The following is a 15,195-nucleotide window of genomic DNA, read 5'->3' on the forward strand; positions in this document are numbered from 1 at the left end:
TATTTATCAATGTTTTTCTTGCCTGTGAATAATGAAATATTCAAGGATAATGCGAGCCCTCAGTAATTTGCTTTGGTCACGCCCAAATTCGCATGAAAAACAAAAAACACAATAAAACTCAACGTAAAACCCAGCAGTTGTTAACCTTACTATTTGTTGCTGGCACGGCCGCCGCAAGTTCATATGCGGAAGATGCCAATATGACTGGTTCTGCGCCCGATACAGTGACAAGCGCTAACGGAAATGTCGCCGCGACTCCTGAGCAGCATCGCACCTTGCCGATAGTGACCGTCACCGGCAGCGCACCCATCCGCGGCAGCTATGGCGCAACATCCTCAGCCGTGAGTAGTTTTGGCGATACGCCTTTGCTGGATACGCCGGCGTCGATTTCTGTGATGACACGTAATTTGATGAATGATCAACAATCGCGCTTGTTGACGGATGTGACGAAAAATGACGCGTCGATTGACGACAATTACGCACCATTGGGCTATTACGAAAATGTCAGCATCCGTGGCTTCCCGTTGGACCTGGCATCGAGCTATCAGTTGGACGGCATGACAATTTCGGGTGAGCAAAACGTTGCGCTGGAAAACAAAGAACGGGTCGAAGTATTGAAAGGCCTGGCCGGTTTGCAAACGGGTATGGGGGCAGCCGGCGGCTTGATTAATTACGTCAGCAAACGTCCTGCCGATGTGCGCTCTATCACATTGGGGACCGATTCGCGTGGCTCGCGTTATCTGGCGGCGGATATCGGCACGATATTTGGTGACCAAAATCAATTTGGGATTCGTGTCAATGCGGCGCATGAAGGCATTAATACCTATGTGCACGGCGCCGACGGCAATCGGAATTTCGGTTCGCTGGCAGCAGATTGGAAAATTTCTCCGTCTGCAAAGTTGGAATTCAATATTGAAGATCAACATCGTCAACAACGTTCTGTGCCGGGCTATCAATTGTTGGGTGGAACGACGCTTCCGACCAATGTTTCGCCATCGACTCTATTGGGCGGTCAAAGCTGGGCCAAGCCGGTGACGATAGATGCGCTCAATACCAATCTGCGTCTGGATGTCGATCTGAATGCTGATTGGCATACTTATCTGATGGCGAGCCGCAGTAAAGTGGTAATAGATGACAATGTAGCGTTTCCGTATGGTTGCTATTACGTTACCAGTTGCATCAACGGTGACAGCCCCGGTCAATATTTCAGCCCTAGCGGTGAATATGATATTTACGATTATCGCTTCCCAAAAGACACGCGCATCAATGATCAAGTGCAAGCAGTGTTGCAAGGGAAGTTCAGTACCGCACAGATCGTGCATGATCTGACAGTCGGTGTCAGTAGTTTTCGCCGTTATATTGCGCAGACTGATGGTGTCAGTGAGTATGTCGGCAGCGATAATATTTACAACCCAAATCCGATTGCTTTTCCGCCTTCACCTGATCAGCCTGGCGCATTTTATAAGCGCCTGGATAGTCGTCAGCAAGGATTGTTTGCGGTCGATCGCATCAGTTTGAGCGACAGCTGGCAAGTAGTCGCGGGAGCGCGTCAGGTTTGGCTGAGAGAACAAGCATTCGATATCACTGGCGCTGCGACACGCACCACCGATAAATCGCTATTACTGCCGCAAGTCGCTCTGTTATTTAAACCGCAAGCGGCGATGACTTTGTATACCAGCTATAGCAAGGGTCTGACCATGGGTGGTCAGGCGCCAGCCTGGGCAGACAATGCCAACATTTTCCTGGCGCCGACTGTGTCGCGTCAAATCGAAGCGGGTATCAAATATGATGTCAGCAGCAAGCTAATGATTACCGGCGCACTGTTTCAGATGACCAAGCCGTATGAATATCCTAAGCCAGACGGCGCAGGTGGGTTTGAATATGTGCAAGAAGGAACGCAAACAAATCGCGGTCTTGAGTTGAGTGCAGCAGGGCAGGCTAGCAGTCAATTGCGCTTAACTGCCAGCATCAGTGCCATTCAGGCAATCGCCAACGATACTGGTACGGCGTCATATGACGGTCATCAAGCCATCAATGTGCCACGCATAAAGGCAACTGTGTATGCTGACTATGCGATACAGCAGATTGCCGGTTTGAGCTTGTTGGGTGGCTGGGAATATAGTGCGAGTAAAGCTGCCACGCGCGAAGGTAATGTCGATATACCGGCTTACTATTTGTTTAATGCAGGTTCACGTTATACCACCACGTTGGCGGGGCACAATGTCGTGCTGCGGTTGAGCATAGACAATCTCTTGAATAAGCAATATTGGAAAGATTCGGGAGAGTTCTTGGGTGACAGTTATATTCACTTGGGGGCACCGCGGACCGCACGGTTATCGATGCAATATGATTTCTAAATTCGCTACTACACAGTTCTTACTATGAGCACGGATAATCAGTCCATGGATGGCGCAACATTATTGAGCCATGGTCTTGGCACGGAGCCGGTCGCGCCCAGCTGGCCTCCGTTGACACTGGATGAAGTCAATAATTTGTTAGGACGCTATCCACAAGCAGGTAGTGCCCGGCGTTTGGTTTGGCACAGCCCGCGTCCATTTTCCAGCGCATGCGTAGTTGAAACAAGCGCTGGTGCTTTGTTTGTAAAACGCCTATTGCGTGAAATACGCAGTGTTGATCAGTTGGTTGAGGAGCACCGCTTTATCGCCTGGCTGGCGCAGCATTTGCCATCCGATGGCCCCGCTGTCTGTACCGTACTAACAGATAAAACAGGTACTACCGCGTATGCAGATGGTGAATGGGCTTATGAGGTGCATAGACTAGCCGACGGTGACGATATTTATCGCGATGCGTTTTCCTGGACGCCATTTTTGCACATCGCGCACGCCACTGCAGCAGGTCGTGCGTTGGGGGCGTTACACGTCGCAGCCTATGGTTATGTTGCTCCGGCCCGTACCGCAACTTTGTTGGTATCGGGTTTCACCGTCTTCAATAGCGATGATCCGTTATCCCACCTGCAAACCTATATAGATGCGCGCCCTGGTTTGGCAAGCTATATGGCGCAACGTGCATGGCGTGAAGATGTCACACGCGTGTTGATGCCATTTCACGCCCGCTTGCAACCGTTGCTAAACAGTCTCACGCCGCTGTGGACGCATAACGATTGGCATGCCTCAAATTTATTGTGGCGAACGCAAGAGCCCGTGGCGGTAGCGACGGTGCTCGATTTCGGCTTATGCGATAAAACCTGCGCTGTGTATGATTTGGCGATTGCCATTGTGACCAATATCATCGAATGGTTAGCAGTGCAGGATGTGGATATCAATAGCGTGATACATCTGGATCATATGGATGCGCTGTTAGATGGTTATGAAGCGATCTGCCCATTGAGCAGTGCGGAAGCAGCGGCACTGCCAGCGATATTGCCGTTGGCCCATGTGGAATTTGCCTTATCAGAGTTGGCTTATTTTTACGGTGTTCAAGGCTCGGCTGAAAATGCGGCGATTGCCTATGACACCTATTTATTGGGTCACGCTGAATGGTTCAATAGTGAAGCAGGGCAGCAGTTATTGGCACATATACGGCGACGTTATGCGATAAGCACGGCGGCTTCCGACGCGACGCCGCAAAATGTTTAGGCATTGACCTAAGTATTCTCATGTTCTATAGTTAGGTATATGCCTAAGCAAATCTATCAACTTGATCGCATTTTTTATGCTTTAGCCGATCCGACACGCCGCGCCGTTCTTGAGCGACTCGGAGCGGGTTCTGCTGCGGTCAGCGAACTGGCCCAACCATTTGACATGGCGTTGCCGTCATTTACGCAACACTTAACGGTTTTAGAGGGATGTGGATTGGTTCGTTCAGAAAAGACCGGGCGTGTACGAATTTATCAATTGGTGCCAGAACCACTACATGCGGCTGAAGACTGGATGCAGGAACAACGCACGCTGTGGGACGGCCGGCTCAATCAATTGGATAGTTATCTCATCAACATGAAAGGGAAAAAGCCATGACTTACTTGCCGCTTAAACCGAACCCGCAACTTGATCTTGTACTTGAACGATATGTTGATGTCCTGCCAGAACAGGTGTGGGCCGCATGGACAACGCCGGAACATATTAAACATTGGTTTACGCCCGCGCCGTGGAAAACAATCGATTGTGAAATTGATCTGCGCCCTGGCGGTGCTTTTCGAACGGTGATGCAATCGCCGGAAGGGCAGGAATTCCCAAATGTTGGCTGCTATCTTGAAATCGTCGAAAACGAAAGATTAGTTTGGACAAATGTTCTGGCGCCAGGTTATCGACCTTCAAACGCGACTTCGGACGCAGCCGCCTTTATGTTCACGGCAGTCATATCACTTGAGCTGCATGGGAAGGGGACGAAATATACGGCGCTGGTTATTCACGGCGATGAAGATAGTCGCAACAAGCACGAAAAAATGGGTTTCCACGATGGTTGGAGTAAGGCGCTTGATCAGCTTGTTGAATATATAAAGAAATGCTAGTCAGCTATCTTGAGTTGGGCGTCACTCCGTGGTTCTGGCAATGTCGGGGGTAGCCCGACAGCTACTCACTTTTCTTGCTTCGCCAAGAAAAGTAAGCAAAAGAAGGGTTGGAGCACTGCTCCAACAACAGCCGTTGCCCGCCGCAGGCGGGTTCCCAAAAGTGCGGCGGCTTATTCGGGAGGAAAGACCAACTCGCTTCGCTCAAACATGTCTTTCCTCTTTTTCCGAATAAGCCGCCGAACTTTTGGCAACGTCAGCATCGGGGTACGTCAAAATCAAAACCAACGTCAAAAACAACAGCTTTGGCGACGCTAAAATATTTTATAGAGCTAGTCAGCGCAAACAAATTTTTTGTCGAATGAACGGCATTAAAATCTAATTCTGCTTTGCGTAGCTCCTAAGAAAAACATAAAAATAGAAACCCCTCCAATATGTCCGCATTAGAAATCATCGCCGTCATCATCAGCGCACTGGCCGTGTGGTTAACCGCAAGACGCAATGTCTGGTGCTGGCCGATCGGAATAGTGTCGGTATTGTTATATGCGCGCATTTTCTTTGATGCCAAACTGTATTCTGACTTGCTGCTGCAACTGATTTTCGCTGTCATGCAGCTGTACGGATGGTGGAATTGGACGCATAAAAAGGCAGCAGAAAATGCGGTAGAGGATAAATTACACATCCTGCCACAACGCTTGTCTGCTGCAGGGTGGGGTTTCGGATTGTTGATAGGTGCGCTTGGTAGCGTGCTGTTAGGTTATGTCATGGCACGCTATACCGATGCGCATATTCCCTGGATCGATTCGGCTTTAACCAGCTTCAGTCTGGTCGCACAATTCTGGATGGCGCGCAAATACATTGCCAATTGGTGGCTCTGGATCATTGTTGATGTTATCTACGTGGGCGTTTATATCTACAAAGATTTGCAGTTGACTGCGGGTTTGTATGCCTTGTTTATTGTGTTGGCGGTTGTGGGATTGGTGAACTGGCGACGTGAGTTGTCAGAGTATGAAAAAAACAAGTGAAGCAGGATGGGGCGCTGTTACGTAACTAATATAGCAATATCCATCCGCTGCACAAATCGTGATGTGATCTGACAGAATATCCCCAAACTTGATGCAGCAGAATTTGAAGAAATCATCGATACATTGCACGGTACCGCTTGGCGACGGATAATAGCGGCCACATCATTTTTAGAGCTCCCCCATGGAAATCAAGGTCAACTTTCTCGATAAACTACGTCTTGAAGCCAAGTTCGATGACTTCACCGTAGTGGCCGACCAGCCTATCCGTTATAAGGGCGATGGCTCGGCACCGGGACCCTTCGATTATTTTCTGGCCTCATCGGCCTTGTGTGCAGCGTACTTTGTGAAGTTGTATTGCGTAACTCGCAATATTCCTACCGAAAATATCCGCCTGTCGCAGAATAATATTGTTGATCCGGAAAACCGGTACCAGCAGATTTTCAAGATTCAGGTTGAGTTGCCGGCCGATATCTCTGCCAAAGACCGCCAGGGAATTTTGCGTTCCATCGAGCGCTGTACGGTTAAAAAAGTGGTGCAAGCCGGACCCGAGTTTGTGATTGAAGAAGTCGAGAACCTGGATGCCGATGCGCAATCGTTGCTGACGTTAAAACCTGCATCTGATGTCAGCACCTATATTGTGGGCAAGGATCTTCCGTTGGAGCAAACCATCGTCAATATGTCGAGCGTCTTGGCGAACCTGGGCATCAAGATTGAAATCGCTTCGTGGCGCAATCTTGTCCCCAATGTGTGGTCGCTGCATATCCGCGATGCGCACTCGCCGATGTGTTTTACCAACGGCAAAGGGGCGACTAAGGAAAGCGCATTGGCGTCGGCGTTGGGAGAGTATATCGAGCGGCTCAATAACAACCATTTCTACGCTGGCGTGTTTTGGGGCGAAGACATCGCCAACGCGGAGTTTGTCCATTACCCGAACGAGCGCTGGTTCAAGCCAGGCCCTAAAGATGCGCTGCCGGCTGAAATTCTGGATGAGTACTGCCTGCCAATCTACAATCCCGACGGCGACTTATTTGGCTCGCATCTGATCGATACTAACTCTGGCAATGTCCAGCGCGGTATTTGTTCATTGCCGTATGTGCGACAGTCGGACGGCAAGGTAGTGTATTTTCCGTCCAATCTGGTCGAAAACCTCTACGTCAGCAATGGCATGAGTGCCGGTAACACGCTAGCCGAAGCGCAGGTGCAATGCCTGTCAGAAATTTTCGAACGGGCGGTGAAACGCGAAATTCTGGAAGGTGAAATCGCATTACCTGATGTACCGCAAGAAGTGCTGGCGAAATACCCTGGCATTCTGGCCGGCATTCAAGGATTGGAAGAGCAGGGGTTTCCCGTGCTGGTCAAGGATGCGTCGTTGGGTGGGGTATACCCAGTGATGTGCGTCACCTTGATGAACCCCCGGACAGGTGGTGTGTTTGCCTCGTTCGGCGCGCACCCAAGCCTGGAAGTGGCGCTGGAGCGTAGTCTGACGGAATTGTTACAGGGACGAAGTTTTGAAGGCTTGAACGAATTACCGCGGCCCACTTTTGCAAGTGAAGCCGTGACTGAGCCAAATAACTTTGTTGAACATTTTATCGATTCCAGCGGTATTGTGTCATGGCGCTTTTTCAGCGCCAAAGCGGATTTCAATTTTGTTGAATGGGATTTTTCTGGTCAGGGCGAAAACTCCAATGTTGAGGAAGCCGCGACCTTGTTCGGCATTCTCGAAGACATGGGTAAAGAGGTGTACGTTGCGACGTATGACAATTTAGGTGCCGTAGCCTGCCGGATTTTGGTGCCCGGTTATTCGGAAGTTTACCCGATAGAAGATTTGGTTTGGGATAACACCAACAAGGCATTGTTGTTCCGCGCCGATATTTTGAATCTGCATCGTCTGGATGATGATCGCCTGGAAGCACTGCTTGAGCGCTTGGAGAACAATGAGCTGGATGACTACTCCGACATAGCCACCTTGATCGGCATTGAATTTGATGAGAATACGGTTTGGGGGCAACTGACAGTTTTGGAGTTGAAGCTGCTGATTCATCTCGCCTTGCAGCAATTTGAGGAGGCGCATGAGTTGGTAGGAGCCTTCCTGCAGTACAACGACAACACGGTCGAGCGCGGATTGTTTTATCAGGCCTTGAATGTGATGCTAGAGGTGCTGCTGGATGATGACTTGGAACTGGACGATTACGTGGTCAATTTCCGCCGGATGTTTGGCAACGATAGGATGGACGCGGTAATGGGGGCAGTGGATGGCAGCGTACGCTTCTTCGGATTAGCGCCAACGAGTATGAAACTGGAAGGTCTCGATAGACACCAACGCCTGATCGACAGCTACAAAAAATTGCATAAGGCTCGGGCAAATGCGGGTCCTGCAGTCAGTTAGGGCTAAGAGCTATGGCTGGATGCTCTGATACTGTTCATGCATCAATGTTCGGTACCAGAGCGACCATCTAAGCCGGCGTGCCTGAGTCTTGATGCCAGCATTCGCTTTCGTGTTTCTATCTCGAGAGCTGCTGCAAGTGACCGATAGTCAATGCCCGTGATCGAATTCTATCCTTGTATGCAAGCGTTTCAACTAAAAGTAAATCCTTGTCATCCAAGAAACGCATCCACAGGTTGAAACGCCACAGTTCTCGACCCGTAAGCATTCGGCACAATGAATGCTTCTGATCCCCATAGGCGATGCGGCTTAAGGCGGTAAATGATGGGCGTCACTACTTTTCCGCCAGCCATCATTTTAGAAGCGGCCTAAACCAAATACATCTTTGACTTCATCGACTGTTGTTGCGGCCACTGCCCGTGCTGTTTGTGTCCCAATTCTCAACATGTCTCGCACATAGTTCAAATCTTGTGCGAGCAATGCACGGTGCTCTCGAATCGGCCGTAAGAAATCTTGCAACACTTCTTCCAGATGCTTTTTCACCAAACTATCAGCCAGACCACCACGTTGATAATGGGCTTTCAGTTCAGCGACTAAAGCAGTATCCGGATGGAACACGTCCAAATAAGAAAAGACCACATTCCCTTCGACACGGCCCGGATCATTGACGGCAAGATGCAATGGATCGGTATACATTTTCTTGACTGCGCGTGAAATTTCGTCTGCGGATGCGCCAAGATTAATCGTGTTGCCAAGTGATTTGCTCATCTTCGCTTTGCCATCAATTCCCGGCAAGCGTCCTACCGTGGAAACCATCGCTTCCGCTTCCATCAATACGGCGCGATCAGCGATGCGATTGACGCGTCGCACGATCTCGTTGGTTTGTTCTATCATCGGCAATTGGTCTTCACCGACCGGCACCAGATGTGCCTTAAACGCCGCGATGTCAGCGGCTTGACTAATGGGGTAGGTGAAAAAGCCAACCGGAATATCGCGTTCAAAATTGCGTTGTTTGATTTCTTCTTTGACCGTTGGGTTGCGCTCCAATCGAGACACAGTGACCAGATTCATGAAATAAAAACTGAGCTCTGTCAATTCTGGAACCTGGGATTGCACAAAGATCGTGGATTGCTTCGGGTCGATACCGACCGCCAGATAATCGAGTGCGACCTCGAGGATATTGGTTCTGATTTTTTCGGTGTTATCAAAGTTATCGGTCAGCGCTTGTGCATCAGCAATCAGAATGAATTGCCGATGATCTTTTTGTAATTTAACGCGGTTTTGCAAGCTGCCGACGTAATGCCCTAAATGAAGTGGGCCGGTAGGGCGGTCGCCGGTAAGTACTGTTTTCATGTTGCGCTCTTATAAATGAAATTCGGTGAATCTACTTAGCTAAATATTGAAATGAATATCTGAATATCAGGTCGACGATGCGTACCCAAGCTCCTGGTTATCGTTGTTGACGACCACCTCTAAATCATTTCTAGCTGGGAATCCAGTATTTTAATGATGTATGCTCGTCAGTAGGGTGTACGTGTTCAAAAATATAAAATAGATGGAGACAGTATGCAGCAAGTTTACGATTACGTGATCGTTGGTGGTGGTTCAAGCGGATGCGTTTTGGCTGGTCGTTTGAGTGAAGACCCGAACATTTCAGTTGCCTTGCTGGAAGCGGGAGGCGGACAAGGCGACAGCTGGATAGTCAATACGCCGGTCGCCGGGGCATTGATGGTGCCAACGAAGTTGAACAATTGGGCATTTGAAACCGTACCCCAACCGGGACTTGATGGACGCAAGGGTTATCAACCGCGCGGGAAGATTCTCGGTGGCTCGTCAGCCATCAATGCCATGGTCTATATTCGAGGCGATCGCAGCGACTACGATCATTGGGCTGCATTGGGCAATCACGGCTGGTCTTTCAAGGACGTGCTGCCGTATTTCAAAAAAGCAGAGAACAACAGCGAATTTTCTGACGATTTGCATGGTCAGGATGGGCCGCTCCATGTCAGTAATTCGCGTACTGATAATCCGTTTCAGCAACACTATTTGCGGGCAGCCGAGCAAGTAGGCTATCCCATCAATCATGATTTTAATGGCATCACGCAGGAAGGTATCGGTCTCTATCAGGTTACCCAGCATAACGGCGAGCGCTGGAGCTCGTATCGAGCCTATGTGGCACCACATTTGGGAAAGCGTCCCAATCTTATGGTGGAAAGCAACGCTTTTACTCAGCGTGTTCTTTTTGAAGGCAAGCGCGCAGTTGGTGTCGAGATCCGGCAAGGTGGGCAATTGCGCACTATTCAGGCCCGGCGGGAGGTAATACTTTGCGCCGGTGCGTTCCAGTCGCCACAAGTGCTGATGCTTTCCGGAGTAGGCGATGCAGCTGAATTACAAAAACATGGCATTCCGGTATTGCATCACTTGCCAGGTGTCGGGAGGAATCTGCAGGATCATCCAGATCTCGTTTTAGGTTATAAGTCCAACGACGCCAATCTATTCGGAATTTCGATCAAGGGTGGGATACGTTTAGTGAAAGAAATCATGCGTTTTCGGCGAGAGCGGCGAGGCATGATTACGTCTAATTTTGCCGAAGCCGGTGGATTCTTAAAAACCAGGCCAGAATTGCATGCGCCTGATATCCAGTTGCACTTCGTGATTGCACGGATAGACAACCATGCGCGCACTCTACATGCAGGTCACGGCCTATCGTGCCATGTCTGCCTGTTGCGCCCGAAGAGCATCGGTCGTGTTTGCCTGAGCGATGGGAAGGCCGAAACGCCGCCGCTTATCGATCCAAAATTTCTTGAGCATCCAGACGATATGGATGGTATGGTGGCAGGCTACAAAATGACTGAACGGTTGATGAAGGCTCCCGCCTTAGCGCAGTTCATAGCGAATTCTCCCGTCACGAAGCCGATCAACAATGACGATGACATTCGAGACTTGCTGCGTGCACGTGTTGACACTGTGTATCATCCAGTAGGCACCTGCAAAATGGGCATTGACGATATGGCCGTGGTTGACCCGACTCTTCAGGTATATGGCTTGCAGGGTTTACGTGTAGTCGATGCATCCATTATGCCGACGCTCATCGGCGGCAACACCAATGCGCCATCCATCATGATTGCTGAAAAGGCTGCGCAAATGATTCAAAAAGGTGAGCATTTTTAAATCATTTGCGCATCAGCCCATAAATAAACTGCTCTTTAGCCGCGATAATAACGCTGCTGCACAAACGGCAATTTAACGACTTCAATAACAACCGCTTTGTTGCTCACCATGGCATCTAGTTTTGTTCCCAGTTGCGCGTATTCAGTAGCGACATAGCCCATTGCAACCGGGCCATTGGCACTTGCCCCAAAGCCGCCGCTACTGACTGCGCCGACCAACTTGCCTTCGGCACCATGGATTTGCGCTCCCTCACGTACGGGGCGTCCTTCCGGGCGTAAACCAACGCGTTTGCGTGTTGTGCCTGTGGCTAATTGTTTAAGGATAATCTCTGCACCCGGAAAGCCACCGGCACGCACGCCGTCAGCACGACGCGCTTTGGAGATGGCCCATGTCAGGCTAGCTTCGATGGGTGTGGTGTGCTCATCCATGTCGTGGCCATACAGGCATAAACCAGCTTCCAGCCTCAGTGAATCGCGCGCACCTAAACCTATCGGCGCCACTTCCGGTTGCGCCAGTAGTAAGCGCGCCAATGCCTCTGCTTGTGCGTTGGGAACTGAAATTTCGAATCCGTCTTCGCCGGTATAGCCGGAGCGACTGATATAGCATTCAGCGCCAGCTAAAGTGACAGTCGCCGTTTGCATGAATATCATTGTCGATGTTTCCGGCACTAATCTCGCCATGACGCTGGCGGCTGCTGGCCCTTGCAACGCCAACAACGCACGATCACTGAGCTCTTCGATGATGCATGAGTCAGCAAGATGCTGATGCAGATGGGCGATGTCGGCTTGTTTGCAAGCAGCGTTGACGACGATGAATAAATGGTCGCCGTTGTTGGCTACCATTAAGTCGTCCAGGATGCCGCCTTGTGGATTGGTGAATAAAGCATAGCGCTGTTGATGTAGAGGCAAATCAACTATGTCGACAGGTACGAGAGTTTCTAATTCTGCTGCGGCATTTTTGCCATTTTTTCCAGTCAGGCGTACTTGCCCCATATGCGAAACATCAAACAAACCAGCTTGGGCGCGGGTGTGCAGATGTTCTTTGAGAATACCCATAGGGTATTGCACCGGCATGTCATAGCCAGCGAATGGCACCATTTTCGCGCCTAGTTCCAGATGTAAGTTGTAGAGTGGGGTGCGTAATAGCGGTTGTTCTGTAGTCATTGCCTGGCCTCATTTTCATATTTGTTTGATGTCCGTAAATGTCTTGCGCCTCTCTCCCGATTTCGGGAAAGAGGCGAGGAGCAATTACTCGTAATCCGACATCGGCGGACACGCACAAACAAGATTGCGATCGCCATAGACGTTATCGACCCTGCCAACCGGCGACCAGTATTTGTTCTGACGCAATGCACGTACCGGATAAGCGGCTTGCTCACGCGTATACACATGTGGCCAATCGCCAGCCAGTTCTAACGCCGTGTGAGGCGCGTGGCGCAATGGGCTATCTTCGGCGCTGATCTGACCATTTTCAACAGCGCGAATTTCTTCACGAATAGCGATCATGGCATCGCAGAAACGATCGAGTTCATCTTTCGATTCGCTTTCGGTTGGCTCGATCATCAACGTGCCGGCAACCGGGAAAGACATGGTTGGTGCATGGAAGCCGAAATCAATTAAGCGTTTCGCCACATCTTCTACCGTGATGCCAGTTTTATCTTTGATCGGACGCAAATCAATAATGCCTTCATGTGCGACGATGTTGTGGCCATTGTCCGTATCGGCGTACAGAATTGGGTAATGCGGTTCCAATCTGTGGACGATGTAATTGGCGTTCAAGATCGCTACTTCGCTGGCTTGTTTTAAGCCTGTTTTACCCATCAATGTGATGTATGCCCAACTGATTGGCAAGATACTGGCGCTGCCCCAAGGCGCTGCGCACACTGGCGCGATACCGGTTTCCAATTTGCCATGACCCGGCAAGAACGGCGCCAGATGGGCTTTAACGCCAATCGGTCCAACACCAGGTCCGCCGCCGCCGTGCGGGATACAAAAGGTTTTGTGCAGATTCAGATGGGAAACGTCGCCACCAAATTTGCCAGGAGCGCAAAGACCGACCATCGCGTTCATGTTGGCACCATCGATATACACTTGACCGCCGTGAGCATGGACGATTTCGCAGATTTCGCTGATGGCATGTTCAAACACGCCATGGGTGGACGGATAGGTGATCATCAATGCAGCCAAATCTTGCGCATGCTGATCGGCTTTAGCACGTAAATCAGCGACATCGACGTTACCCTGGTCATCGCATTTAACGACAACTACCTGCATGCCAGCCATATGCGCGGTGGCGGGATTGGTGCCGTGCGCCGAACTTGGGATCAAGCAGATATTGCGCTTTTCCTGGCCGCGACTATGGTGATAGGCGCGTATCGCCAGCAAGCCGGCATATTCGCCTTGCGAGCCCGCGTTAGGTTGCAATGAAACCGCATCATAGCCAGTGCAAATACACAGCATGCGTTCCAGTTCGGAGATCAATTGCAAATAACCTTGCGCCTGACTGAGCGGAGCAAAAGGATGAATCGCACCAAACTCAGGCCATGTAACCGGCATCATTTCGGTGGTGGCATTGAGTTTCATGGTGCACGAACCGAGTGGTATCATGCTGCGATCCAACGCCAGATCTTTATCGGCCAAACGTCGCAGATAACGCAACATATGGGTTTCCGAGTGATGGCTATTGAAGATAGGATGGGTTAAAAATGCACTGGTACGCACCAGATTAGCAGGTAGCCGATCTACACTTGCTTTCTCGGTGTTGGTGAAATTCGGCACGGTTTTCTCAGTGCCAGCAAATACCTGCCACAGTGATGTTATATCTTCCGCAGTCGTGGTTTCATCAAGCGCGATAGCGACATTATTGACATCGATATGCTGTAGATTTATTGCGTGTTTTTCAGCGGCGGCATGTATGCTTTTCGTGGCGCTGCCAGTGCGTATGGTGATGGTGTCGAAGTAATGCGACGTCGTGATTTCATAACCCAACTGATGCAAACCATCGGCTAAGGTAGTGCTCAATCTGTGAATGCGTTGGGCGATGGTGGTGAGGCCTTCTGCTCCATGATAAACCGCATACATGCTGGCAATATTGGCCAGCAATACTTGCGCTGTACAGACATTGCTGGTGGCTTTTTCACGGCGAATATGTTGTTCCCGCGTTTGCATCGCCAGGCGATAAGCAGGTTCGCCATGGCTGTCGATGGAGACGCCAACGATACGGCCCGGCATGGTGCGCTTATACGCATCTTTGGTGGCAAAGTAAGCTGCATGCGGCCCACCAAAGCCCAGTGGTACGCCAAAGCGTTGCGCAGTACCAATGACGACGTCTGCGCCAAACTCACCCGGCGGCGTCAGTAGCGTCAGTGCCAATAAATCAGCGGCAACCACTACCAATGCATGCTTGTCATGCGCTTGTTGTACTGTGTGCGCATAGTCATGAATTTCGCCGTTTAATGCGGGATATTGCAGCAGTACGCCAAAACACTCTGTATTTTTAAGATCGGTACGATGATCGCCAACCACTACTTCAACGCCAATTGGCGCAGCGCGGGTGCGCACCACATCTATAGTTTGTGGGTAGCAATCTTGCGAGACAAAAAATATGTTGCTGGTGCTTTTCGACAAGCGCTGACAGAAAGTCATGGCTTCGGCTGCGGCGGTCGCTTCATCCAATAACGATGCATTGGCGATTTCCATGCCGGTCAAATCCGATACCATGGTTTGGAAGTTCAATAAAGCTTCCAGACGCCCTTGTGAAATTTCAGGTTGATATGGCGTATACGCGGTATACCAAGCTGGGTTTTCTAATAAATTACGCAAGATTACCGGCGGTGTATGGCAGTTGTAATACCCCATGCCGATATACGATTTGAAAATCTGATTCTTAGCGGCGATCTGACGCAGCGTAGCGAGTGTTTCTGCTTCGCTTTGTGCTGAATTGAGTTCCAGCGCTTGTGTAGATAAAATGGCAGACGGGATGACTTTGTGAATCAAAGCATCTATGGACTCGAAACCGAGTACATCCAGCATGGCTTGTTGTTCTTGTTGATTGGGGCCGATGTGGCGGCCGATGAAGTCATTGTGTTGCTGCAGGTCGTTAAATGCCGGTCTAGTTTGTGTCATGAACGCATCCATCAAGTGAATATCGCC

The 15,195-nt window shown here is 50.1% G+C and carries 10 protein-coding genes; 7 read left to right on the forward strand and 3 right to left on the reverse strand.

The annotated features are described in order from the left end of the window. Nucleotides 1-92: 92 nt before the first annotated feature. The 6 genes from GEV47_RS00300 (at nt 93) to GEV47_RS00325 (ending at nt 7,876) form a co-directional block, all read left to right on the forward strand. On the forward strand, nt 93-2,357 hold the full coding sequence (locus tag GEV47_RS00300) for a TonB-dependent siderophore receptor (protein WP_153232738.1): 2,265 nt from the start codon (nt 93-95) through the stop codon (nt 2,355-2,357). Nucleotides 2,358-2,381: 24 nt separating this feature from the next. Then, a complete protein-coding gene (locus GEV47_RS00305; protein ID WP_228124506.1) occupies nt 2,382-3,596 on the forward strand; it encodes a phosphotransferase enzyme family protein in 1,215 nt (404 codons plus the stop codon). Between the two features lie 39 nt (nt 3,597-3,635). Further along, nucleotides 3,636-3,974 (forward strand): ArsR/SmtB family transcription factor, encoded by a 339-nt coding sequence (locus tag GEV47_RS00310; RefSeq protein WP_153232739.1) that lies wholly within the window; start codon nt 3,636-3,638, stop codon nt 3,972-3,974. Continuing rightward, nucleotides 3,971-4,468: an SRPBCC family protein gene (locus tag GEV47_RS00315; RefSeq protein ID WP_153232740.1), complete on the forward strand. Its 498-nt coding sequence runs from the start codon at nt 3,971-3,973 to the stop codon at nt 4,466-4,468. Before GEV47_RS00310 ends, GEV47_RS00315 begins: the two co-directional genes overlap by 4 nt. 431 nt (nt 4,469-4,899) lie before the next feature. Then, nucleotides 4,900-5,490 (forward strand): nicotinamide riboside transporter PnuC, encoded by a 591-nt coding sequence (pnuC, locus tag GEV47_RS00320; RefSeq protein ID WP_153232741.1) that lies wholly within the window; start codon nt 4,900-4,902, stop codon nt 5,488-5,490. 181 nt (nt 5,491-5,671) lie between these two features. After that, nucleotides 5,672-7,876, forward strand: coding sequence for an OsmC domain/YcaO domain-containing protein (locus tag GEV47_RS00325; protein ID WP_153232742.1), 2,205 nt, complete (start codon nt 5,672-5,674; stop codon nt 7,874-7,876). Nucleotides 7,877-8,230: 354 nt separating this feature from the next. Here GEV47_RS00325 and trpS read toward each other — a convergent pair whose 3' ends face one another. Next, entirely contained in the window at nt 8,231-9,226 is a 996-nt protein-coding gene (gene trpS, locus GEV47_RS00330) for a tryptophan--tRNA ligase (RefSeq protein ID WP_153232743.1), read from the reverse strand. Nucleotides 9,227-9,439: 213 nt separating this feature from the next. Here trpS and GEV47_RS00335 point away from each other — a divergent pair, with 213 nt between their 5' ends. Then, complete coding sequence (locus GEV47_RS00335) at nt 9,440-11,044, forward strand: GMC family oxidoreductase (protein WP_153232744.1); 1,605 nt, start codon at nt 9,440-9,442, stop codon at nt 11,042-11,044. Between the two features lie 35 nt (nt 11,045-11,079). Here GEV47_RS00335 and gcvT read toward each other — a convergent pair whose 3' ends face one another. Next, nucleotides 11,080-12,207 carry a glycine cleavage system aminomethyltransferase GcvT gene (gene gcvT / locus GEV47_RS00340; RefSeq protein ID WP_153232745.1) on the reverse strand — a complete coding sequence of 376 codons (1,128 nt, stop codon included), beginning with the start codon at nt 12,205-12,207 and terminating at the stop codon, nt 11,080-11,082. An 84-nt stretch (nt 12,208-12,291) separates the two neighbouring features. Continuing rightward, a complete protein-coding gene (gcvP, locus tag GEV47_RS00345; RefSeq protein ID WP_407646195.1) occupies nt 12,292-15,180 on the reverse strand; it encodes an aminomethyl-transferring glycine dehydrogenase in 2,889 nt (962 codons plus the stop codon). Between the last annotated feature and the right edge of the window lie 15 nt (nt 15,181-15,195).

It is taken from the genome of Glaciimonas soli, from assembly GCF_009497155.1.
Lineage (GTDB): Bacteria > Pseudomonadota > Gammaproteobacteria > Burkholderiales > Burkholderiaceae_D > Glaciimonas > Glaciimonas soli.

Bases quoted from the DNA above. Each gene is read 5' to 3' on its own strand.
- pnuC (WP_153232741.1), top strand. From the start codon at position 4,900: ATGTCCGCATTAGAAATCATCGCCGTCATCATCAGCGCACTGGCCGTG.
- gcvP (WP_407646195.1), bottom strand. From the start codon at position 15,180: ATGGATGCGTTCATGACACAAACTAGACCGGCATTTAACGACCTGCAG.
- GEV47_RS00300 (WP_153232738.1), top strand. From the start codon at position 93: ATGAAAAACAAAAAACACAATAAAACTCAACGTAAAACCCAGCAGTTG.
- GEV47_RS00335 (WP_153232744.1), top strand. From the start codon at position 9,440: ATGCAGCAAGTTTACGATTACGTGATCGTTGGTGGTGGTTCAAGCGGA.
- trpS (WP_153232743.1), bottom strand. From the start codon at position 9,226: ATGAAAACAGTACTTACCGGCGACCGCCCTACCGGCCCACTTCATTTA.
- gcvT (WP_153232745.1), bottom strand. From the start codon at position 12,207: ATGACTACAGAACAACCGCTATTACGCACCCCACTCTACAACTTACAT.
- GEV47_RS00305 (WP_228124506.1), top strand. From the start codon at position 2,382: ATGAGCACGGATAATCAGTCCATGGATGGCGCAACATTATTGAGCCAT.
- GEV47_RS00325 (WP_153232742.1), top strand. From the start codon at position 5,672: ATGGAAATCAAGGTCAACTTTCTCGATAAACTACGTCTTGAAGCCAAG.
- GEV47_RS00315 (WP_153232740.1), top strand. From the start codon at position 3,971: ATGACTTACTTGCCGCTTAAACCGAACCCGCAACTTGATCTTGTACTT.
- GEV47_RS00310 (WP_153232739.1), top strand. From the start codon at position 3,636: ATGCCTAAGCAAATCTATCAACTTGATCGCATTTTTTATGCTTTAGCC.